General features: G+C 35.4%; 23 protein-coding genes. 20 read left to right on the forward strand and 3 right to left on the reverse strand.

Annotated elements, in window-relative coordinates:
• Positions 1 to 187: 187 nt before the first annotated feature.
• Entirely contained in the window at positions 188 to 1348 is a 1161-nt protein-coding gene (locus B3D94_RS02405; RefSeq protein WP_069482877.1) for a class I SAM-dependent methyltransferase, read from the reverse strand.
• A 189-nt stretch (positions 1349 to 1537) separates the two neighbouring features.
• Between B3D94_RS02405 and putP the strand changes: the two genes are divergently transcribed.
• From putP to B3D94_RS02465, 12 genes are all read left to right on the forward strand, one after another.
• Positions 1538 to 3025, forward strand: a complete 1488-nt coding sequence (putP, locus tag B3D94_RS02410) for a sodium/proline symporter PutP (protein ID WP_069482876.1) — start codon at positions 1538 to 1540, stop codon at positions 3023 to 3025.
• A gap of 137 nt (positions 3026 to 3162) precedes the next feature.
• Entirely contained in the window at positions 3163 to 4449 is a 1287-nt protein-coding gene (gene hflX, locus B3D94_RS02415) for a GTPase HflX (protein WP_069482875.1), read from the forward strand.
• Between the two features lie 418 nt (positions 4450 to 4867).
• Complete coding sequence (locus B3D94_RS02420; RefSeq protein WP_069482874.1) at positions 4868 to 6355, forward strand: peptide MFS transporter; 1488 nt, start codon at positions 4868 to 4870, stop codon at positions 6353 to 6355.
• 207 nt (positions 6356 to 6562) lie between these two features.
• Positions 6563 to 7708, forward strand: a complete 1146-nt coding sequence (locus tag B3D94_RS02425) for a M20 peptidase aminoacylase family protein (RefSeq protein WP_036121158.1) — start codon at positions 6563 to 6565, stop codon at positions 7706 to 7708.
• Positions 7708 to 8532: a GNAT family N-acetyltransferase gene (locus B3D94_RS02430; protein WP_069482873.1), complete on the forward strand. Its 825-nt coding sequence runs from the start codon at positions 7708 to 7710 to the stop codon at positions 8530 to 8532. The genes B3D94_RS02425 and B3D94_RS02430 overlap by 1 nt, the downstream gene beginning before the upstream one ends.
• Before the next feature lie 21 nt (positions 8533 to 8553).
• Positions 8554 to 9660, forward strand: coding sequence for an o-succinylbenzoate synthase (gene menC / locus B3D94_RS02435; RefSeq protein WP_069482872.1), 1107 nt, complete (start codon positions 8554 to 8556; stop codon positions 9658 to 9660).
• A gap of 40 nt (positions 9661 to 9700) precedes the next feature.
• Positions 9701 to 10753: a hypothetical protein gene (locus tag B3D94_RS02440; RefSeq protein ID WP_069482871.1), complete on the forward strand. Its 1053-nt coding sequence runs from the start codon at positions 9701 to 9703 to the stop codon at positions 10751 to 10753.
• 285 nt (positions 10754 to 11038) lie between these two features.
• On the forward strand, positions 11039 to 11989 hold the full coding sequence (locus B3D94_RS02445) for an ABC transporter permease (protein WP_069482870.1): 951 nt from the start codon (positions 11039 to 11041) through the stop codon (positions 11987 to 11989).
• Entirely contained in the window at positions 11982 to 12935 is a 954-nt protein-coding gene (locus B3D94_RS02450) for an iron chelate uptake ABC transporter family permease subunit (RefSeq protein ID WP_069482869.1), read from the forward strand. Before B3D94_RS02445 ends, B3D94_RS02450 begins: the two co-directional genes overlap by 8 nt.
• Positions 12932 to 13693 carry an ABC transporter ATP-binding protein gene (locus B3D94_RS02455; protein WP_069482868.1) on the forward strand — a complete coding sequence of 254 codons (762 nt, stop codon included), beginning with the start codon at positions 12932 to 12934 and terminating at the stop codon, positions 13691 to 13693. Before B3D94_RS02450 ends, B3D94_RS02455 begins: the two co-directional genes overlap by 4 nt.
• 65 nt (positions 13694 to 13758) lie before the next feature.
• Positions 13759 to 14778: a siderophore ABC transporter substrate-binding protein gene (locus tag B3D94_RS02460; protein ID WP_291754289.1), complete on the forward strand. Its 1020-nt coding sequence runs from the start codon at positions 13759 to 13761 to the stop codon at positions 14776 to 14778.
• A gap of 1 nt (position 14779) precedes the next feature.
• Positions 14780 to 15094 (forward strand): antibiotic biosynthesis monooxygenase family protein, encoded by a 315-nt coding sequence (locus tag B3D94_RS02465; protein WP_069482866.1) that lies wholly within the window; start codon positions 14780 to 14782, stop codon positions 15092 to 15094.
• A gap of 103 nt (positions 15095 to 15197) precedes the next feature.
• Here B3D94_RS02465 and B3D94_RS02470 read toward each other — a convergent pair whose 3' ends face one another.
• Positions 15198 to 15737 carry a hypothetical protein gene (locus B3D94_RS02470; RefSeq protein WP_069482865.1) on the reverse strand — a complete coding sequence of 180 codons (540 nt, stop codon included), beginning with the start codon at positions 15735 to 15737 and terminating at the stop codon, positions 15198 to 15200.
• Between the two features lie 339 nt (positions 15738 to 16076).
• Between B3D94_RS02470 and B3D94_RS02475 the strand changes: the two genes are divergently transcribed.
• The 8 genes from B3D94_RS02475 to zupT all read left to right on the forward strand — a co-directional run bounded on the left by B3D94_RS02475 (position 16077) and on the right by zupT (position 23176).
• Positions 16077 to 16979, forward strand: a complete 903-nt coding sequence (locus B3D94_RS02475; RefSeq protein ID WP_291754292.1) for a polyprenyl synthetase family protein — start codon at positions 16077 to 16079, stop codon at positions 16977 to 16979.
• 14 nt (positions 16980 to 16993) lie between these two features.
• Positions 16994 to 17152 (forward strand): competence pheromone ComX, encoded by a 159-nt coding sequence (gene comX / locus B3D94_RS02480; protein ID WP_069482864.1) that lies wholly within the window; start codon positions 16994 to 16996, stop codon positions 17150 to 17152.
• A 71-nt stretch (positions 17153 to 17223) separates the two neighbouring features.
• Positions 17224 to 19446 carry a sensor histidine kinase gene (locus tag B3D94_RS02485; protein ID WP_291754443.1) on the forward strand — a complete coding sequence of 741 codons (2223 nt, stop codon included), beginning with the start codon at positions 17224 to 17226 and terminating at the stop codon, positions 19444 to 19446.
• Positions 19421 to 20041 carry a response regulator transcription factor gene (locus B3D94_RS02490; protein WP_008175164.1) on the forward strand — a complete coding sequence of 207 codons (621 nt, stop codon included), beginning with the start codon at positions 19421 to 19423 and terminating at the stop codon, positions 20039 to 20041. Before B3D94_RS02485 ends, B3D94_RS02490 begins: the two co-directional genes overlap by 26 nt.
• A gap of 412 nt (positions 20042 to 20453) precedes the next feature.
• Complete coding sequence (locus tag B3D94_RS02495; RefSeq protein WP_069482862.1) at positions 20454 to 21353, forward strand: hypothetical protein; 900 nt, start codon at positions 20454 to 20456, stop codon at positions 21351 to 21353.
• 26 nt (positions 21354 to 21379) lie between these two features.
• On the forward strand, positions 21380 to 21544 hold the full coding sequence (locus B3D94_RS02500; protein WP_291754297.1) for a hypothetical protein: 165 nt from the start codon (positions 21380 to 21382) through the stop codon (positions 21542 to 21544).
• A 48-nt stretch (positions 21545 to 21592) separates the two neighbouring features.
• Positions 21593 to 22201 carry a phosphatase PAP2 family protein gene (locus B3D94_RS02505; RefSeq protein WP_291754299.1) on the forward strand — a complete coding sequence of 203 codons (609 nt, stop codon included), beginning with the start codon at positions 21593 to 21595 and terminating at the stop codon, positions 22199 to 22201.
• Positions 22202 to 22366: 165 nt separating this feature from the next.
• Entirely contained in the window at positions 22367 to 23176 is an 810-nt protein-coding gene (zupT, locus tag B3D94_RS02510) for a zinc transporter ZupT (RefSeq protein WP_008175159.1), read from the forward strand.
• A gap of 52 nt (positions 23177 to 23228) precedes the next feature.
• On the opposite strand, the gene B3D94_RS02515 is transcribed toward zupT, so the two are convergent.
• Positions 23229 to 23915: an MtnX-like HAD-IB family phosphatase gene (locus tag B3D94_RS02515; protein WP_291754301.1), complete on the reverse strand. Its 687-nt coding sequence runs from the start codon at positions 23913 to 23915 to the stop codon at positions 23229 to 23231.
• Between the last annotated feature and the right edge of the window lie 120 nt (positions 23916 to 24035).

Here is a 24035-nt window from a genome sequence, read left to right on the forward strand (position 1 = left end):
GTGACAACGAATATGCTCTACGCTTGTAGCCTGTTCAAAGGTAAACATGGACGGAGTGAATATTTTCGCTGGACGTTTTCCGTGGAAAACAACAGCTTTCCTTCATTACACTGTAAAAGAAAAAAGACTATAGCCACACTTAAATTTTGTCTATAGTCCGAGGTGGTCCGATTGCCATTTTTGTATGTTATAAATAATCTTTTAACTCATTTTGTAAAAATGGTGTTGCATGTAATAAATTTAAGAAAGCATCATAGTTAGCACGTTGCACTACACTTGCTTTTTTTCCTGTTCGGTATGCTCGGATTAAAATATTTTTAGGCGTATTTTCCATATCAATAAATTCAAGAAGCTGTGCTTCATAGCCCACAAGGGACAAGATTTCAGCTCGAATGGAATCAGTAGCAAGGGCGGCGAAACGCTCTCTGACAAGACCGTGTTGTAACATAATGTCCAATGAAGGGGTATTTAGTTGTCGATTCAATTCATGTTGGCAGCAAGGTACACTTAATATGACGCTTGCGCCCCATTTCACGGCACGGGCTAAAGCCATATCTGTGGCAACATCGCACGCATGCAGTGTTACGACCATGTCTACAGCGGATTCTTCATTATAATCATTAATATCTCCTACAAGAAATTCAAGCTGGTCATAGCCTAGATCCTGTGCTATTCTTGAACACTCTTCAATAACTTCCTTTTTCAAATCTAAGCCTGTTACACGTATATCTAGACCTTTTTCGATTTTTAAATAATGATACAACGCAAACGTTAAATACGATTTGCCTGATCCAAAATCTAAAATACGAACTTGCCGATTTTTGGGTAAGTAGGATAAAGCATCGTCAATAAATTCAATAAAGCGGTTAATTTGCTTAAATTTATCGTATTTTTGTTTTTTAACTTTTCCATCCTCTGTTTGCACGCCAAGCCGAATTAAAAACGGGTAAGGTTGATCATCCGAAAGTAAGTAATTTTTTTTACGATTATGTGCCAAATTAACTTGCTTAGGCGTAGCCGATTGATCGGATTTCCAAAGTACTTTATTCTTTTTTGATAATTGTACTTGTACTTTTTCATCAATAAAATCAACATGGGCTTGGCGATAATCTTCGAAAATAGCCTCCATCTTAACGGGAAATTCGGTCAATTGAATATTTTCATGTTTTAAAATTCGTTCATATTGGTATTCAATTTGTATATGATAACTATTCTTTAACATTAAGGGCTTTAACTTAATGCGTTTAACTTCATTAGATTTCATGCGAGGTTGACTGATTGTGGCAGTAACTAGCTGTTGCTGTAAAATTCTTTCTATGAGATGAACTTTCATTTCTTCAAATGTCATACATTTTCGCCTACTTTATTGTGTAATAGATGGCACTAGTTTAACACATTTTATAACGAACAATGTTTTTGAAAAAAATTTCACAAAAATTCTGAGTAATTATAGGTAGAATTGTATGTTCATGGTATCTTTATGTATAGTATTTCTTTATGAATTGGTGATACTAAAGACTGAATAGGAGGAAAAAGTATGTCAGATAATATGTATCAATTATTAGCAATTATTATTTATATGGTCGCCATGCTAGCGATAGGCTGGTATGCATTCGTTAAAACATCCAATTTAACAGATTATATGCTTGGTGGTCGTTCCTTAGGTCCGGCTGTAACGGCTCTAAGTGCGGGTGCGGCAGATATGTCTGGCTGGCTTTTAATGGGCTTACCTGGTGCCATTTTTTTATCAGGTCTTGTTGAGGCTTGGATTGCCATTGGGTTAACAGTAGGCGCTTATTTAAACTGGTTATTAGTAGCGCCACGGTTACGCGTTTATACACAGGTTACCAATGATTCCATTACAATACCGAGTTATTTGGATAATCGATTACGAGATCATACGAAGTTAATCAGAATTGCTTCAGGTATCATTATTTTAATATTTTTTACATTTTATGTATCTTCAGGGATGGTAGCAGGGGGCAAATTTTTCGATAGCTCATTTGGTTATGATTATCATAAAGGTTTGTTAATTGTTTCGGCAGTAGTAGTAGCCTATACATTGTTCGGTGGATTTTTAGCAGTAAGTTATACTGATTTTTTACAAGGACTTATCATGTTTATAGCACTTATTACTGTACCACTATTCGGTCTTTTTGTAACAGGTGGGATAGGGGATACAATTACTTCTATTAAAGCAGTTAGCCCAGATCTTCTAAACATGTTACCTGCCACTGCAACAGCTGCCGGTATTATTTCCTCACTTGCTTGGGGATTAGGTTATTTTGGGCAGCCACATATTATAGTGCGCTTTATGGCCATCAGCTCTGTAAAGGAAACAAAGCAGGCTCGTCGTATTGGTATTGGCTGGATGATGTTAAGTTTATTTGGCGCCATTGGGACAGCGTTAGTAGGGGTAGCTTATTATGAACAAAATGCAGGTGAGCTAAAAGACGCTGAAACAGTATTTATTGTACTTGGACAAATTTTGTTCCATCCATTTATAGCTGGAATTATGCTAGCGGCCATTTTAGCTGCTGTTATGAGTACCATTTCATCGCAATTAATCGTTACCTCTTCGGCACTTGTAGAGGATATTTATAAAGCATTGTTTAACAAAACAGCAACTGATAAACATTATGTTTTTGTTGGGCGTATGGCTGTTTTAGTTGTTGCGATTATTGCAGCAATTTTAGCCTGGAATCCAGATAGCTCGATCTTAAGTTTAGTTGGTTTTGCATGGGCAGGATTCGGTGCAGCATTTGGGCCAGTCATTTTACTTTCTTTATATTGGAGAAAGTTAACGAATTACGGAGCTTTAAGTGGCATGGTAACGGGTGCTGCAACAGCATTTATTTGGGGGAAAGTTGAATCATTATCAAGTGCCCTATATGAAATTGTGCCAGGCTTCTTTGTATGTTTAATCGTTGCGGTTATTGTTAGTCTATTGACGTATAGACATAATGAAGAAATTGAAGAAGAGTTTAACCGTTCGGAAGTATTATTAAAAGAAGAAAGAAAATAAAGGAAATGCGCCTTTTCTAAGAGGCGCATTTTTTGAAACGTTTTTCATAACGTTCCGAACATACGGACAGGTGTAATTTATGGTAAGATGAAGAAAATTTGTCGTAGGGTCACCGAGGCTTTGGTGGGAGGTTTCTAATGGATAGAATTAAGGAAGTTGATGTATTAATTGAAAAGGCCATTCTCGTTGGCGTAAATTTACGGAATGATGCGCACTTTGATTATTCAATGGAAGAGCTTCAAAATTTAGCAGAGGCTCTCAATGTGGAGGTTGTAGGGGTAGTTACGCAAAATTTAGAGCGCGTGACACCTTCCCATTATGTTGGTACAGGTAAAATAGAAGAAATCAAAAATTTCTATGAAGAAGCACAAGCAAATCTCGTTATTTTTAATGATGAGCTATCACCGTCACAAATTCGTAATTTAGAGCGTGATCTAGCAACGAAAGTTATAGATCGAACAATGCTCATTTTAGATATTTTTGGCCGACGTGCGAAAACACGAGAGGCACAAATGCAGGTAGAACTAGCACAGCTTCAATATATGCTCCCACGCTTAGTGGGCTTACATGCCTCTTTAAGCCGTCAAGGTGGAGGTACGGGTGGTGGCTTCAAAAACCGAGGTGCTGGGGAAACAAAGCTAGAATTGGATCGTCGAAAAATTGAAGATCAAATAGCGAAAATCAAAAAGGATCTAGAGCAGGTCAAGGATCAACGAGAAACGCAGCGTAAACAGCGTCGAAAAAATGCCCTTCCGGTAGTGTCTATTGTCGGCTATACAAATGCTGGAAAGTCAACGATTATGAATCAGTTGCTGGTAGAGATAGGACAAGAAGAGCATAAACAAGTCTTTGAGAAGGATATGCTTTTTGCTACGCTTGAAACCTCAGTTCGTCAGATAGAGCTACCTGATAAAAAGACATTTTTATTAACGGATACAGTTGGATTTGTAAGCAAATTGCCTCATCATCTAGTAAAAGCGTTCCGCTCCACATTAGAAGAGGCACGAGATGCAGATCTTTTATTACATGTCGTAGATGTTTCTAATTCAGAGCATGGTTTTATGATGGACGTTACAAATGAAACGTTAAAAGCGGTAGGAGTTGAAGGTATCCCAACCATCTATGTTTACAATAAAGCTGATCTTGCCCAAGTGCCTTACCCTGTTGTAAGTGGGGATAATATTTGGGTTTCAGCAAAACAAGGGGTAGGGTTAGAAGAATTAATTCAATTAGTTCGTCAACACATTTTCTCCGATTATGTGACGTGTGAAATGCTCATACCTTATGACCAAGGGAATATTGTTTCTTATTTAAATGAACATGCCTCTGTTTCTAATACAGCATACGAAGAGGGCGGTACTTTATTATCGCTTGAAGTTAAAGAAGCCGATTATGCAAAATATCAGCAATACGTTGTAAATTAATAAAATGAAAAAATACCCTGAAGCATGCCAAAAAAATTTTGGCATGCTTTTTGTGATTAAGGGGAATATAGAATCTAGAACAACAGCATGTGCGTATTTTAATAATTTTTAGAAAAGATAGTTTAAATTTGGATAAAAAGTTATAAATCTGAATTTTAAATATTTTAGAATAATTTAATGTTCAGAAAACAAGTTTGCACTATGGAAGTGTGAGAAAACTTAGATATATCAAAGGATTTAATAATTATCAAAACGAACAGTCAGAATTTAAAGAAAAATGATAAATTTTCAACATTTTTTAAAACTCTTGCTAAAGTTAAAAAAACACTTTAGTATGATGAAACACAGTTTTTTAATCCTTATTTTAGGGTAATAATGTTTTTTCAAGAGAATATTTTTAATTGGGAGAGGGTATTGTATGTCTAGTAAAGATGAAGTTGTAAAATCTGTCCCTCAAAATGGCTTTGTTGGACACCCTAAAGGGCTCTTTACTTTGTTTTTCACAGAATTTTGGGAACGTTTCTCGTATTATGGTATGCGAGCAATTCTCATCTTCTTTATGTATTACGAATTGAATCAGGGTGGATTAGGTCTAGACCGCGGTACAGCGAACTCTATTATGGCCATTTATGGTTCCCTCGTTTATATGTCAGGTATTATAGGTGGATGGATTGCTGACCGAGTATTAGGAACACGTAGAACTATTTTTTATGGTGGCGTGTTAATTATGATTGGTCACTTATTGCTAGCACTGCCTGGCGGTGTAACGATGCTATTTGCTTCAATGGCATTTATCGTAATGGGGACTGGGTTATTAAAACCAAACGTTTCAAGTATTGTTGGGGATATTTACGCTGAAACAGATAGCCGTCGTGATGCAGGCTTCTCTATTTTTTATATGGGTATTAATATGGGGGCATTCATTGCACCATTTATTGTCGGAACAATTGGACAAAAGTATAGCTTCCACTTAGGCTTTGGTTTAGCTGGTTTAGGGATGTTCATTGGGTTAATTGTTTATAAGTTGACAGAGAAAAAATACTTAGGCTTAGCGGGTTTACAAGTTAATAACCCATTAAAGCCTGAAGAACGTAAAAAAGTCTTTGCGCAATTTGGTATTATTGCTTTACTGATTATTATTCTTGGTGCTATTGGTATTAAAACGGGTACTTTAACAATGAATGTATTCAGTTTAATCATTACAGCTCTAGGTGTATTAATTCCAACATTCTTCTTTATTTATATGTATCGTAGTAAAAAGACAACAAAAGATGAAAAATCTCGACTTCTTGCCTATATTCCATTATTCTTGTCAGCCGTTATGTTCTGGGCGATTCAAGAACAAGGGGCAACAATTCTGGCTACGTATGCAGACGAACGTACACAACTAAGTATTGGTAGCATTCAGCTTCAATCTTCGTGGTTCCAGTCATTAAACCCGCTATTTGTTATAACAATGGCACCATTATTTGCGATGTTATGGCTTAAATGGGGAGACAAGCAGCCAACTACACCACGTAAGTTTTCTTACGCCTTATTCTTTGCAGGTCTATCATTCCTTGTCATGATGATTCCAGCACATTTATCTGGCGGAGAAACATTAGTTAGTCCTTGGTGGTTAGTACTGTCATTCTTCTTAGTAGTTGTAGGTGAATTATTATTATCACCAGTTGGTTTATCTGCTACGACGAAATTGGCACCACAAGCATTTGCTGCACAAACAATGTCTTTATGGTTTTTAACAAGTGCGGCAGCACAAGCAATTAATGCGCAGTTAGTAAAGGTTTATGAAGTTGTAAGCGAATTCACATACTTTGGCTTCTTAGGTTCGCTTTCAATTGTCATTGGTATATTATTGTTAGTTTTATCGCCGATTATTTCAAAGGCAATGAAAGGTATTAACTAAATTAAAGATGTAAATATAGTCTGACTAATGGGCTGTATTTACATCTTTTTTTGTTATCTAAATAAATGTCCATTTATGAAGTCTAGCGCGAAATATATTATCTTAAGTAGTAATTTTATTGAGTATGGGTATAAGTTTCTATGTAGAAGATCATTATTTTCGCTATAATAATCATAATTATAAGAAAATTTTAAGGGGTTGGATGTTATGAAAGAAGAATTGGACCGTTTGAGGTCAAGATTAATGGAGATTTTTACGTATTTACACGCCAATCCGGAAATTAGCTGGCATGAGGTAGAAACAACTAATTATATAGTAGACTTATTAACTGAAGAAGGATTTTCGCCAATTCGTTTTAAAAATTCTACAGGTCTTTATGTGGATGTGGGTCATGGTAGTCCTAAAGTAGGTTTACGAACAGATATAGACGCATTATGGCAGGAGGTTGATGGCCATTTCCGTGCCAACCATTCCTGTGGGCATGATGGACATATGACAATGGCTATTGGTGCACTCTTATTATTAAAAGAACAACAGCCATCATTTAATGGTACAATCCGTGTCATTTTCCAACCGGCTGAAGAAAAAGGGACTGGAGCATTAGCGGTCTTAGAAGAAGGGGTAATTGATGAGCTCGACTATTTATTTGGAGTTCATGTAAGACCAGTCCATGAGCTAGAGGATGGTACATACTGTGCTGCCTTGTATCATGGTGCCTCTCGTTTACTTGAAGGGGAGATCATTGGGGAAGATGCACATGCTGCAAGACCACACCTTGGCATTAATGCAATCGAAGTAGGGGCTACCATCATTGAAGATTTACGAACCATTCATACCGATCCAATGGTACCTGTTTCGGTGAAAATGACAAAGTTTCATGCAGGGGGAGAATCAGGCAATATTATACCTGGTAATGCCTCATTTACGATTGATATTCGAGCCCAACAAAATAATGTTATGGACGATTTAGCGCAAGGGGTCAAACGTGTTATTGATTCCTCTAAGTTATTGCATAAGGTGCAGATTGAATTACGTACTGTTGCCAATATTGTAGCCGCAGAAGTTGATACGAGTGCACAATATATTATGGAACAAGCAATTATACAAGCTGCCGGATTATCAAATTTAAGAAAGCCGGTACACACACCTGGTGGAGAGGATTTTCATCATTATGCGGTAAAACGACCACACTTAAAAACAACAATGTTGGGCTTAGGATGTGGGTTATCACCAGGGTTACACCATCCCAAAATGAAGTTTAAACAAGCAAGACTTGTTACGGGCGTGGAGATTCTTACGAGAGCAGTTTTGTTAGCATTGGAATCAACGGATACAAAGGAGGCGTCAGCATAATGTTAGAGCAAGTGCATATTCGCAAAGTAAAGACACCTATAGAAATTGCAGAGGTCCAAAAGTTGAATGCTGAAATATGGGGAAGCCAAGCAATACCCTCTCATCAATTACTAGCAGCTGTACAAAATGGCGGATTAGTTTTAGGTGCTTATTTAGAAGAAAAGCTAATTGGCTTCAACTATTGTTTTGTGGGCTATCATGATAGAGAAATATACTTACATTCACACATGATTGGTGTAAAGAAAGCATATCGTGAACAAGGTGTAGGTGAGTTATTAAAGCACGCTCAGCAAGAATATGCAAAAGAAAATGGATTTCAGCTGGTTCGATGGTTATTTGAGCCTTTGGAGGTGAGTTTAGCAAATTTAGCATTTTTAAAGCTAAATTCTTTCAGTTATCAATACGAAAATGATTATTACGGCGCTCTTCAAGATGACTTTAATGAAGGATTACCATCAGATAGGCTAGTTGTAGAGTGGTGGATAGAGCGAGAACAAATGGCGGATAGCATTGACGAATTAGAAGAGATCGCAGATGAAATCGTACCGTGGACACTAACTGTCGATGGCTTGCCAGTCCTAGACGTAGATAATACATTTCAAATGGAACAATCCTTTCATCAGGATGCCTATCTGTTACCGATTCCTCAATATTTGCAGAAAGTGAAAGTTGAAAGTCCTAAACTAGCTGAGGATTGGCGCTATAAAATTAGAACAATCTTAACAACTTTATTCAATCAAGACTATGCAATTGTACGCGTCAAGAAGCAACCAGAATATGTCCATAGCTATCTGTTAGTCAGACGCTCCTTATTAGCCTTATAATAATTATAAGGAGTGAAGTTTGTGAGAGTAGAAAAGATAACGTTAAGACATATTAAAATGCCGATGAAAGCACCATTTACAACAAGCTTTGGCACAATCAATGAAAAAGAACTGTTATTAATAGAAGCACAAGATGAATCTGGGATTACTGGATGGGGAGAAACGGTAGCTTTTGTAGCGCCTTGGTATACAGAGGAGACTTTAAAGACGACATGGCATATGCTGAAAGATTTTCTAATACCCATCTTGCTACATAAAGAGATTGGGCATCCTGATGAGGTGACTACATTGTTTGCTCCTATTCGTAGAAATTGCATGGCGAAAGCTTCGATAGAGGGTGCTATTTGGGATATTTATTCCCAACAAACAAAGCAATCACTTGCAAGTGCTGTAGGTGGGCAAAAACAACGTATTGAAGTTGGGGTCAGCGTAGGTATTCAAGCTTCAACAGCTCAATTAATAGAAGTAATAAAAAGCCATATGGAAAAGGGCTACAAAAGGGTGAAAGTGAAAATTAAGCCTGGCTATGATGTAGAAGTGGTGCGTGCAATCCGTGCAGAATTACCAGATTTACCTTTAATGGTCGATGCGAACTCAGCTTATACGTTGGATGATATCGCCGTATTCCAACAGCTAGATGATTGCAACTTATTAATGATCGAACAACCATTAGCTACTGATGATATAGTGGATCATGCAACCCTACAGAAAAACATAAAAACACCAGTATGTTTAGATGAAAGTGTCACATCGTTTGAAGATGCTCGTAAAGCAATTGAGCTAGGGAGCTGTGGTGTAATCAATATTAAAATTGGACGAGTTGGCGGTTTAACAGAGGCGAAACGGATTCATGACCTCTGTAAGGAGAATCAAATTCCCGTTTGGTGTGGAGGAATGTTAGAGGCAGGAATCGGACGAGCACATAATATTGCCTTAACTTCGCTTAGTCATTTTATTTTGCCTGGAGATACTGCAGGCTCTAGTCATTATTGGTATGAGGATATTATTATGCCAGAAGTCGTTGTCAAAAATGGATATATTGATGTACCTCAAGAAATCGGCATTGGTTATACACCTAATAGGGCTGTTATTGATAAGCTAACGATTAGCAAAGAGGTCTATCAATAAAAATCATTTGCAATAAAGGAAAAAACGAGGAGAGAACTGATTGAAAAAAAGCTTGCAAATCGGCGGTGCCTATGTAGGAATTATCGTTGGTGCAGGATTTGCATCTGGACAGGAAATTGTCCTCTATTTTACAAGCTATGGCTTTAAAGGGGTTTATGGTGCCCTTTTAGCGATGGTTGGTTTCTCTATTGTTGGTATGTGTGTAGCCCAGGTTAGCTCAAGATTACGCACTGCATCCCACAAGGATTTGATTTATCAGATTTCTGGTAATGCTGTTGGTCTTGTATTGGATTATTTATTATCACTGTTTTTATTTGGCGTGGCTGTTATTATGTTTGCTGGTGCGGGTGCAACATTACAGCAAATGTTTGGACTACCTATTTGGCTAGGGAGTATATGTATGATACTGCTAACCATAGCCACAGTGATGATGGATGTTAAAAGTATTATTAATATTATTGCACTAGCAACTCCGTACTTATTAGCTATTGTTTCTATTATTGCTATCTATGCCATTGCTACGATGGATCTTACCTTTGTCGAACAAGCGGTAATTGCCCAGCAGGCACAAATAAGTTCGAAAAGTTGGTGGGTGACCGCTTTGTTATATATGTCATTTAATATTGGGGTAAGTTTCTCATTATTAACGGTGATGTGCGGCTCGGTGCGCAATGATAAGATAGCTGGAATGGGGGGCATAATTGGCGGAATTCTATTAGGCGCTTTAATTCTGCTTATTAATTTTTCTCTTCTTGCAAAAATGAACGTTGTTATAGGATTAGATATTCCTATGCTAGCTTTAGCAAATGAAATTCATCCATTGGTTGGGCTATTAATGACATTCTCTCTATTAGGAATGATTTACAATACTGCAGTAGGGATGCTCTATTCTTTTATGGTAAGATTCTTTAAGCCTGATAGACCTAGCTTTAAAGTAGCGGTTGTTTTTATAGGAATTTTAGGCTTTTTAGCCAGTCTCGCTGGATTTACGACGCTTGTAGCTAAGCTCTATGCAGTAATGGGATATGTAGGTTTGGTATTAATCATATTCATTATTTCAGCATGGTTAAGAAAAGTGAGACGAATAATATAACGAATAAAAATGGTAATTGAGACGAAGGGATGTTCTCAATTACCATTTTGTTTGGATAAAAAAATTGTAGAAATAGTGAATTATTTAAGGTATAAAATTTGCCGAAAACACTAATATTTCATTAATTAGACACGTTTTCTAGTTCCTTTAAAATAAACCGAGAATAATTCTCATTTGCAGGTTGACTGAGAATGAAAACATGACTATAATGGAAATCGTGAGTAATGATAATCATTTTCACTACACATTTATTACACACAAAATTGAAATCTACCGGGGATTACTATGAAAATAAGATATCTTTTAACAGCAACTGTTGTGTTGTCTATAGTCTCGCTATTTATCGGAGTAGTAGATATTAAACCAAGTGATCTATTAGACTTCCAATCAGAAGAAACTAGACTATTTTTAATTAGTCGTGTACCTAGACTTGTTGCTATTTTGCTAGCAGGTGCAGGTATGAGTATTGCTGGTTTAATTATGCAAAGCTTAAGTAGGAATAAGTTCGTATCACCAACGACAGCAGGTACATTAGATGCCACTCGACTGGGTGTATTGATTTCCATGATGTTTTTCACAAATGTCACGTATTTCCAAAAAATTTCCTTCGCTTTCATATTTGCTTTAGCCGGCACATTATTATTTATGCAAATATTAAATCGAATTAAGTTTAAAGATGCGATTTTTATACCGCTTATTGGCTTAATGTATGGTAATATCCTGTCTTCTGTAACAACGTTCTTTGCTTATAAGGCAAATATTATCCAAAACATTTCTGCATGGTTACAAGGGGATTTCTCATTAATCATGAAAGGCCGTTATGAACTGTTATACATAAGTGTACCAGTACTTATTTTAGCTTATATTTATGCCAATCGTTTTACAGTAGCTGGTATGGGTGAGGATTTTGCTAAAAATCTTGGTCTATCCTATAAGTTTGTGGTGAATTTAGGCTTAGTATTGGTGGCTCTTATCTCCACAACAGTGGTGCTAACAGTGGGTGTCATTCCATTCCTTGGCTTGATCGTACCGAATATTATTTCACTGTTTAAAGGTGATAATTTGGCAAAAACATTGCCGCATACAGCATTACTTGGTATGTCATTCTTATTATTCTGCGATATTTTAGGACGCGTACTGATTTTCCCTTATGAGATTCCAATTAGTATGACTGTTGGTGTAATTGGAAGTGCCATCTTCCTAGTCATGTTGTTTAGGGGGAGAGCATATGCGTAATCGTACAAGAATGTTCATTTTACTAGGTCTTGCCGTGATAGCTATCTTATTGTATCTGTTTTGGGAGTTAAATGGGAATTATCACTATGCTTTTCCGAGACGTGTTATAAAAGTTATAGCGATGGCACTAACGGGTATAGCTATTGCCTATTCAACAGTGGTTTTCCAAACCATTACCCATAATCGGATTTTAACGCCAAGTGTTATGGGATTAGATGCTTTGTATATGTTGATTCAAACATTCATCTACTTTTTCTTTGGCTCTACTTCTATTTTAGTTATCAATATTTACTATAATTTTACTCTTGCTATTGTATCAATGATTGTTTTCGCTTTAATTTTTTATCGAGTTTTGTTTAAAGAAGGAAAGCGACCAATATATTTCTTACTACTTGTTGGTATGATTGTCGGTACTTTTTTAGGAAGTATCACAACATTCTTCCAAGTCTTGATTGACCCTAATGAGTTTTTAGGCTTACAAAGTAAAATGTTTGCTAGTTTTAACAATGTTAATTCAGATTTAGTTTGGCTTGCTGGTGTGATCATTTTACTAACGTTTATATATGGTTGGCGCCATATGAATCAATTAGACGTCATGTCTTTAGGACGAGATACAGCAATTAATTTAGGTGTACCATACGATAAACTGGTACAACGCATGTTAATTTTAGCTTCTATCTTGATTTCTGTTTCGACAGCGCTAGTTGGGCCAATTACATTCTTTGGATTAATTGTTGCAAATTTATCGTATCAGTATTTTAAAACATACAAGCATTCCGTCTTAATTGCTGGTTCTTGTGTAATGAGTATTATTGCTTTAATCGGTGGGCAGTGGATGGTTGAGCGAGTATTCACTTTCAGTACTACACTAAGCGTCATTATTAATTTCGTGGGTGGGGTATACTTCATCTACTTATTATTAAGAGAAAGTAGGTCAGCAGGATGATACAAGTCAAAGAAATTACGAAGTTTTTCGGGAAAAAACCTGTCGTTCAAGATGTAAGTGTTGACATTGTTTCAGGGAAAATAACATCTTTTATTGGACCAAATGGTGCAGGAAAGTCCACGCTACTTTCAATGGTGAGCCGTTTGCTGAATGCAGATACTGGTGAAGTGCTACTCGACAAAGCAGATGTAAGACGCTGGAAATCAGATGATTTTGCCAAGCGCGTCTCTATATTAAAGCAATCTAACTTTATGAATGTCCGCTTATCGATTCGTGAGCTTGTATCCTTTGGTCGTTTCCCTTATTCAAAAGGAAATTTAAAACCCGAAGATGAAGCAAAAGTGGATGAAGCTATTCAATATATGAATTTAGAAGATATTCAACATAATTACTTAGATGAATTATCAGGCGGTCAACGTCAGCGTGCTTTTATCGCAATGGTTATTGCTCAGGATACAGAATACATCTTACTGGACGAGCCATTGAATAATTTAGATATGAAACATTCTGTTCAGATTATGAAGATTTTACGTAAGCTAGTGGATGAGTTAGGAAAAACAGTTGTAATAGTACTACATGATATTAATTTTGCGTCAGTATACTCAGATAATATTGTTGCATTAAAAGATGGCCGTGTTGTGAAAAATGGTTCTACCAACGACATTATTAACTCGGACGCGCTGAAGGAAATCTATGATATGGATATCCCTGTTCAAGAGCAGGATGGCTGCCGAATTTGTGTTTATTTTAATTCTTAGAAATAGTAACAGATGGTTTAACCAACCATTAACTATAAAATAAATTTTAAAGGAGAAATTTTAAAATGAAAAAATGGAAATTACTAACGGTATTAATGGCGATGATGCTATTAGTTCTAGCTGCTTGCGGCTCAAAAGACGAAGCAAAAGAAGAAGATAAAGGTACATCAACTGACAAACCGGCAGAAGAGCAAAACGAGGCGTCTTCAGCATATCCACTAACTATTCCAGGTAGCACAATTGAAGGACGCGATGGTAATACTACGTTTGAAGAAGTAAAGCTTGATAAGATCCCAGAAAAAGTTGTTGTTTTTGATAATGGTTTCCTAGATACTCTAGATGCATTAGGTGTTAATCCTACTGCAGTAGTACAAGATTCATTACCATCTTACTTAAGTAAATATAAAGATAGCACTTATGTAAACGCTGGTACTTTATTCGAGCCTGATTATGAAAAATTATCTGAAATCAACCCAGATATTATTTTCATCTCTGGTCGTGCGTCAGCAGCATATGCTGAGTTATCTAAAATTGCACCAACAGTTTACATTGGTGTAGATAACAAAAACTTCCTAGAATCATTCAATGCTAATACAGAATTAGCTGGTAAAATTTTCGGTAAAGAAAAAGAAGCAGCAGATGCGATCGCTGCATATGAAGCAAAAGTTGAAGAAGTAAAAGGCAAAGCAACTGCATCAGAAGAGAAAGCTTTAATCGTATTAGGTAGCGAAGGCGCGTTATCAGCATATGGTTCTGGTTCACGTTTCGGTGTTATCCATGATGTATTTGGTGTGAAAGCTGCTGATGAGAAAGTTAAAGTTGGAACACATGGTGATAATGTAAGTTTTGAATATGTTCGTGATACGAACCCTGATATTCTATTTGTAGTTGACCGTGATGCAGTAGTCAATGAAAACGGCGCGTCAGGTACTAAAGCTGCAATTGAAAACGAAATCGTAAGTGCAACTAATGCTGTGAAGAACGATAAAGTGTTCTACTTAGATCCAGAAGTTTGGTACCTTTCAGGTGGCGGTTTACAATCTGAAACGTTAAAAGTTGAAGATGTATTAAAGGCGTTTAACTAATATGTTTGTACAAATTAAACGTATCGTTGTGACGGAAGGGAATTCGGATAAAGTGGTGGAACGTTTTGGTGCTAATCCAAACGGACCATCATTACTTGAACAACAACCTGGTTTCATTGATAAACAGGTACTTGTTAAGAAAGTTCGCCGTGGTGATGAGGAAGTGCTAGTAATGGTTCGTTGGGAATCAGAAGAAGCATGGAAGAATTGGGAGAAGAGCCCCGAGCATATTGCTGGTCATAAGGCAAGCGCAGGTAAGCCAAAGCCTGATCATGTCATTGAAAGCGGACAAGAAGTTTATTATGTAAAAGGTTAATATCCTACTGGTGCCTCAAGCGATTGAGGCACCTTTTTGTTGTTCATAAAAGCAGATAACAATGGATCGAAAAAGGGATGCCATTGCTATCTGCTTATTCAAACTAATGGGTTATCGGTGTTTTTATTGAACTACAAAATGTAGCATCCATATTAAATGAAATGGTGCTTTCATTAATGGAAAGCCCGGAGATACTTGTATTTTCATCTAGTTTATGAGTATTAGATGATTCTGTCACCGCGGCCAGCCCTCTAGCATTAATAATCGTGTAATTTGCTGTCATGTAAACGGTAGATGACGCTATATTTAACCCAAAGGTTAATGGATTGACGGATGGCATACAAGATAAGTTGTCATTCGATATTTTAATAATGCCATATTGCTGAATATAGTAATCTCTTTTTTGCTGAAATGTATCTTCAAATCCAGGAACATCACTAATTAAGTTTGAAAGGGTTGAAAGCTTTTTATAGACCTTTAGGGTTTCTTGATAAGCTTTTAACTCAGATTGAATAATAATCTGTTCAATTCGTAGTTGCTCCTCGGTAGGCTTTTTAATTGTAATTTCTTCAGCTGAGACAGAGATATTACATGAAAAAGTAGCCGTAAGTATGAAAACAGTTTCGTTAAATCCATTTTTCATTTTTAAAACACTCCCAGTACAAAAAAATTCATGTTCATCAATCTATCAGGACAATGAGAAAATCAATTTATATTAATATAAGCGTAACATTTGTCATAACGCCATTTCAATGGTGGGTTTACGCCAATTTTATGGCGGTACATAGTTCTCTACCGCCATATTATAACTATTATTTAACAAAAAAATGGCGTGGTTTGGATAATTAACGCCATTTTTTGGCGGGATTCTTCTTTATATAAGAAACTATGGAATTATATGTATAAAATATTGGCTCTGCTAGTATTAATTCCCACTAATATATATAATATTTATTAATATATCTGAAGGGAGAGAGGACTATTGAACGGGTTGGATGAGTGTATTAATAAATCATTAGACATTCTTATTGAAAATGAAACATTTCTTAGTCATGAGCTAAAATCGCTGTTTAAAAACTTTAAAGAAGAAAAAACAGAAGTAGGTTTTTCGTTTGGTAAATTATGCTATTGGCATTATGAGGCATTTTCAGATAGTGTAAATGACGACATTTACAAAATCGCTGCAGCGGTTGAACTCTTAATACTGTCTTTTGATATTATTGATGATCTTCAAGATAAGGATTCAGATAATAGTTGGAGTAGGACGCCAGAACTTTCTTTAAATGTTGCTCTAGCTATGCTGATTATGGCTTCAAAAACAATTGACGAAACTTCCTTTGAACACAAAAGAGCTGCTATAACAATACTTGAAGAAAGCGCATTAAAAAGTATTAGTGGTCAGCAATTGGACTTATTAAATAATTGCCGGGATGAAGATTCTTATGTACAAATGATTACGCTTAAATCTGGTTCCTTAACAGCGATGAGTTGCTTAATAGGAGAGGTTCTTGCCAAAGGAGAAGTATCCAAAGAAGTAGGGGCTTATGGAACTTACATAGGCATTATTCAACAAATTAAAAATGATATCCAAAGTTTGAAAGCATGGGGACCTAAAAATGACCTACTAAATAAAAGATTCTCCTTGCCAATTATTTATCTTTTATCACAGAAAAATGATGTTTCAAAATCTGTAGCTGACTATTATAATGATGATATAGTTACAATTTTGGATCATAAAGAAGCAGAAAATGAGTTGACAAATGGCGGAGCAATACGCTATGCAGTTACTGTGAAAAATGTCTATAAATTTAAGGCAATAAATGATCTTGAAAATATAGAATTAAATGATTTAGCTAAAGACTACCTACAAAAATTAATAAAGTGATGAGGAGTGATTGGATGATTAATGTAATTCAGTACTTAGAACAAAACCCAAGCCTAGTTGCATTATTAAAAGAACAAAGAGCCTCATTAATTGGAATTTCATCTATAGAACAAATGGCAATTTTAGAAGCATTTATTGATGAAATGAATATAGAAAGTGAAATTTGGAACTAAAAACTTTGCCTAACAAGTTTTTTTGGCCCGCTATAGTCCTTTATATAGTGTTAGGTTTATATTTGAATTTTGTGAATTATAGCGCGCCATATATTGAAATTGGGGTAGAAGAAAAAGATGGTAAATGGCTAGTATCTCAACTATATTATAAAGATTGGGCTAAGGGGCAGAATATATCCATTGGTGATACTATTTTAAACGTAGATGATGGCCCGATTGCTGAGCTAAATCAATTGAAATATAAATCAAAAATATTATCTGCCAATGACCTTACAATTATGAAGCCAGATGGGAAAATAATAAATATACATATTAAACATTTAGATATTCCTCAGCAGTTTTTTTATGTATTAATAGTCCCAGCTTGCTATTATTTATTAACGTTATTTGTTGCTTTTTATTTATATTTCAAGCAAAGAAATACTAGGTTAACAGATTTACTAATTCTTTTTATATTAACTGTCTCGTTAGCTTATGTAAGTAGTGGAGTGTCGGGTAGGTTAGATGGGATAGGGATTATTGTAAATCGTACTACTATGTTATTATGTTTAGTGATTTTATTACATTTTTTAAGAAATTATTTTTCATTTATGAAAACAAAATGGATGTTTACTAATAATATCCTTTTCTTTTATTTAATGCCTTCGATTGGTTTTATTTTGGCTTGTATTGGAACTGTTTTCCCTGCTTCTAATGATATACTTTCGAATGTTGTTTTATTTTTATTCCTTATTCTGCTTATCATTATCTTAAGTATTTTATTAATAAGCTATTGCAAATATAGCTCACCTCAGTTGAAAATATTACTAGGTAGTATAATGATTCCATTTTTACCATTTCTATTTTTATATGTACTTCCAAAAATCCTTTTTCATACGTATATCCTTTCATCTGAGATTAGCTCCTTATTTTTATTACTGATACCTTTTAGCTTCATTTTTACACAATTAGCAGAACGACTATTTGATATCGAGTATCATATTACTAGATTGCGCTACTATGTTATTTTTTCTTTACTATTTACCTTATGGTTCACAGTTGGCTTGTACTTCATTGCGGGTCAATATTTAAGAATAACTGTCATGTCAGGCGTATCCTTCTTTACATTTTCTTCGTTAGTAATACTCTTTTATGTAAAAGAAAAAGTTGACTATCGTAAACGGAAAATATTATTTTCAACAAAAGGTGATTATATTCATCAGCTGTACACGGCTGTAGATAAAATTGGGAAAACTATTAAAATTGATGAGCTTTTAGAGAAATTTGCATATGAGGTTTCTGTTCATTTGGAGCTAGAGGATGTTTTTGTTTTAACTTATAACTATGATACGAATGAATTTCTTACAAATAGTGGGGAAAGAATTTTGATACATCCAGATACAATGGATGATATAAGATTAGGAGAAATACGTAAGATTGATAAAATATATTTAGCATTTCTCCATCAGGATGCACATTATAAACGAGCATTAGTGTTGGGGCATAACAATACAATTCATTTAAAAGATGAGGAGCTACTATGGCTCGAATTGCTCCTATTGTATGTAAATAATTTTATTGAAAATACAAAGTTGGTAGAAGAACTATTAGAGGAATTGAAGCATATGAAGCAAGCTGATGACGGTCAATTGCCGTGGCTTAATAAGCTATTATGGTTGAGATTCGAAGAAGAAAAATATCAGTTAGCCCAAGAGTTACACGACACCAATTTGCAGGAACAACTTCATATTGCAAGAGAGGTGGATGTTCTTGTTAATACAAAGGATACAACAGACATTCAGGAGAAACTTGCGAAAATTCATAAGCAAATGGTTGACTCTCTACATGAATTACGAACATACTGTGAGAATTTAAAGCCTCCATTACTGGATACATTAGGTTTAAATGCTGCATTAGAAAAGTTAATTCGGAAGGTTCAAGAAAGAGCTAATTTTGTGCTAATTTATTCAATAGATCGCCTGTATTTAGAAGATGAGCGTATGAATTTAATGATTTATCGATTATTTCAAGAGGTACTGAATAACGCCTTAAAACATTCATATGCAACAGCTGTTGAAATCCATCTAAAGGAAATGAATGATGGTTTTGAAATCATTTATAGTGACGATGGTGTAGGGTGTCATGTAGAGGAAATTATCGTAGCAGAGTCAATGGGCATCCGAGGTATGCAGGAGCGTGTAAAAGCCTTTAATGGTCATTTTTATATTGACTCACAACTAAACCAAGGGATGTCTATTAGAATAGCAGTTAAAGAAGGGAGTGAAACACATGATTACCATGCTCATAGTGGATGATCACCCTATAGTTTTAGAGGGAACTAAAAATTTATTTCACGAAAATGAAGATATTATAATTGATACTGAAAGTGATGCCACATGTGTCATTCAAAGAATAAAAAATAAACCATACGCTATTTACCTGATTGATATTAACATGCCATTGGAAAACGGTATTAATTTAGCCCGTCATATTAAGTCTATTCAGTCTGATGCTTCCGTTATCCTTTATACAGGAGACGATATAACAGATTATTATCCACTCATTTTAGAGAGAAAAATAGAAGGCATTTTAGCGAAAACAGCCTCTAAGGAGCAGATCATACGGACAGTTAGAGCGATTGCAAATGGTGAATTTGTTTTACCGAAAAATTTCTTAGATTTTCTTGATGATAAATTTAAATTGCAAAGTGCTAAAGATATTCATTTAAATGAAAAAGAAAAGAAAATTTTAAGACTGATTGCAGAAGGTCATACAAATAAAGCCATAGCTATTGAACTGAATATTCCTCAGCGAACTACTGAGAGATATTTAACACAGCTCTTTTCTTTGCTAAATGTAGATTCAAGAACAGAGGCTGTCAATCTTGCTGAAAGAATGAATTTACTCTAAGAAAATTTCATGCTATACTGTTGGTGTATTTTTCTATTAAAAGGTACTTTATTACAAAATTTCTTTTCATATAATTTTATGTAAAAATGCACCTTATTCTTATGCTGTATTTACTATAAATTTTTCAAACACCGCCAAAAAAGTGGCGGTGTTTTTTATGTCCGCCAAATCACGCCATATTTCCGTATGAATCACGCCAAAAAATTGGCGTAAACCCGAAGTTGAAATATCGGTATAAGTACTGGTACGCTTAAATTACCGTGGTTAAGTAGATTTGCTATAGTGAGTAATAAAACGAATGATTTTCTTCAAAATAAAGTAACCTGACTATCTAAGTAAAAGGTAGATTATAGAATGGTAACTAGCAGTCAATATACTTCACCATAAAACTTTATAAAGGTAGGCGTGTATTGTGAAAGTAGAACTCGAAAATTTGTTTTCTATAGATGAATCTAGTCAAGATCAAGTGATTAACGTTTATAATCGTCATGGTATTGCTATTGGTGCGCCTGAAATTAGAAAGAGAAATTTAAAAACAAAATTTAATCCTATTTTTACATTAAATGAAGACGTAACATATGAGAAAGTAGCTGCCGTATACGAGTCATTAGAACGTGAATTTGGCATTGTCTCAATAGGAGAACGTTTCTACTTTGAATTTTCTGATTTGGAATATGAACGGGCACCATTGTTTACTTTAAATTCAACAGGAAATTCACCCGAAATGTTTCTAGAGGATAAAGGGACATTATTTTCTTTAAGTACTCATTGTAAGAATTGCGGACTTATGGATAAAGAGCAATTATCTCCTATAGTTATTGATACTTCACACATGAATGGACGCCATTTAGTTCATGTAAGTGGATATTGGGTAGCTTCAGAGGAACTGGTAGCATTATTGAAAAATGAAAAACTAGAAGGCTTTGAATTTTTAGAGGTAATCCATCAGGGACCTGAGCAAGGAAAACAGCAAGCTTATCAAATTATTCCTACACAAATTCTACCTGCATGTAGCCAAGATAGTGTGAAATTATACTTTGCAACTGAACAACCTCCATGTAGCTGTGGTTTAAATGGAGTTATCAAAGGGCCAGATATTTATCATCAGGAGAATTTAGCAGCGTTAAAAGGCGATGTCTTTTACTCAGCTGAATGGAGTCATGATGGAAGATATCTTTATAAAAAAACTTTATTTAGTAAAAGATTTAGAGAAGTGATTATAAAGCATGGAATCTCCCGTGAAGTAAGAGGAGAAAAAGATCGAAACTTTGGTCCAAAGGATTGGCTATTTGATCCAGTACTCATCAAATAATGTAGATGTGGAACAGAGGTGTGTTGATGATATTTAGAAAAATTCTACCTATCGTGGCCATTTTATTCATTGTTGCATTGGTCGTCTCTAATTATTTTAACAAGCCTAATGAACAGTCCATGATTGTCACTGAAGAATGTAAGGATGTATTTATAAAAATTAATGCTTCTCTCCCTCTAGTTCGGACATAATTATGTTATGATGTGAAGATCATAGCAGTATGTTTTTGAGGTGAACGTATGAAAAAATGGGCCTATCCTTTGGCAATCATCACACTAATTATTTTTATTTTTTTAAAATTTACTTTTCAAAGTGACTGGATGAATAAATTTGATGCGAAAATGGCAGATGTCTTTTTTGGAAATCAATTTATTGAAGTCTTCCATTATATAGGAGAACCTATATTTGTTGTCATTGTAGCAGTAATTTTGATTGTATATTTAGCATGGAAGACAAAAAATTATCGAGGCATGCTATTTGTTGTTTTAACATTTGCTGCAGGGAATGTGTTAAATCAAGTATTAAAAAAGTGGATCCAACGAGTACGACCTGAAATTGAAGATCAATTAACATCTTATAGCTTTCCATCTGGACATGCTATGACGGGGATTCTGTATTTGTTTGCAACTGCATATATATTAGCTGAAAATAACAGTAAAAGTCGTAAAAACCTATTGTGGGTTGGGGCTACGATCCTGATGGTGCTTATAGGATTATCTCGTATAGCTGGTGCTAGACATTTTGCTACGGATGTACTCGCAGGCTGGAGTATAGGATATACTTGGTTTATCATTTGTGTCATCTGGTATGAACGTCGAAAAAGAACATTCCAATCGAATCATAAATAGATAGTGAGAGCAGTATCAAAATTCATCGGAATTGATACTGCTTTTTTGTGTGCAAAAGGATAAAGGAAGAGCAACGTTGATATTTACCTTGTAAAAAAGAATTGCTCTTAGGAAACTTCTGCGTTAAGATGAGTACAATAAAAAAAAGGGAAAAGGAAGAAGGGTATGGACGGAAACGTTTTACTAGCATTTGGACTGACTCTATTTGCAGGGCTTGCAACTGGGGTAGGTAGTTTAATAGCGTTTTTTACATCACGAACAAATACAAAATTTTTATCGCTAGCATTAGGTTTTTCTGCAGGCGTTATGATTTATGTCTCACTTGTTGAGATTTTCGTTAAGGCTAAAGATGCTTTAACGAATGCATTAGGGACTACGAATGGCTATTGGATGACAATTGCCGGATTCTTCGGTGGCATGTTATTCATTGCTTTAATCGATAAATTCATTCCAAAATCAACAAATCCTCATGAAGTAAAGCTAGTGGAAGATGTGAATGCAATAAAGCCACAGGTCAATGAAGATCATTTGATGAAGATGGGTATTTTTACAGCTCTAGCAATTGGAATTCATAACTTTCCGGAAGGGATAGCTACATTTATGTCAGCTATTAATGACCCAAATGTAGGAATTGCCATTGCTATAGCAGTAGCGATTCATAATATTCCGGAGGGGATAGCAGTGTCTGTCCCGATTTTCTTTGCCACGGGTAATCGTCGAAAGGCTTTTAAATTATCATTTTTATCGGGGTTAGCAGAGCCCGTCGGTGCATTAGTAGCATTTTTGCTCCTTATGCCATTTTTAACAGACGTTATGTTTGGCATCATTTTTGCTGGAGTGGCAGGCATAATGGTCTTTATTTCATTAGATGAATTATTACCAGCAGCACAGAGGTATGATGAAACTCATTTATCTATGTATGGTTTGGTAGCAGGAATGGCTGTCATGGCCATCAGCCTCGTGCTATTAGTATAAGTCTATAAAAAAGGGAGCCATTCATGTGGTTCCCTTTTTTTATTTTCGCGCATTAAGTTGCTTGTACAGTATGTTTGGTTTCCATAAGTTCTTGTACAATTTTTAAACAGTCGTGAAATGTGATAAATGGTTTGTATGGAACATGAAGCTCTTCACAGTGTTGAATGAGATGGTCTCTAGCCAGAACAATATCAGCTTGTTTGGCAGCTTCAAAATCTGAAAGAGAATCACCGATAACGATTTTGAAATGATCTTCATTCGTCACTTTCCGCATAACGCTAGGTTTGCAGCAACCACACCCTTGAATGCTATATTTTGCGCATTCCTCATCACAGCTATTGGAATAAATTAGTTTAATTTGTTCACCAGAAAAGTCAGCTTTGTTGCAGTAAATGCCTGAGAAAGGACCGTATTTATCTACTAAAGGCTCAATAAAAAAATCGACCCCTCCACTTACGATGTAAAATGGAATGCCATGATCTTGAGCATATCGAACAAAATCTCCAAAACCTTCACGAATGATAGCTGTATCCATAAGATATTGAATGACTTCATCTTTTTGTTGTGTAGAAAGTAAATGAAACATGGCAGAGAGCCCATCTTTAAAAGAAATGGTTTGCTCCATCATAGCTTTTGCAATTTTCTCAGACTCTTGTGGAGCAAATTCTGTCATCAGAGAAAAGATATTATCAGTTTCTGTTATTGTGCCATCGAAATCACAGAATATAATTGGCTTCAAGATAGTTCCTCCTTAGAAATGTACACATCCTAGTTGTTAATAATAGGTGTTTCAAGGCAAATCATATACTTCTATAATATTAGTTTTATCCACACTTGCTTTCAAGAAAAAACGCCTACT

Origin of the sequence: Lysinibacillus sp. UBA5990 (genome assembly GCF_002429815.1) — a bacterium.
Taxonomy (GTDB): Bacteria; Bacillota; Bacilli; order Bacillales_A; family Planococcaceae; genus Lysinibacillus; species Lysinibacillus fusiformis.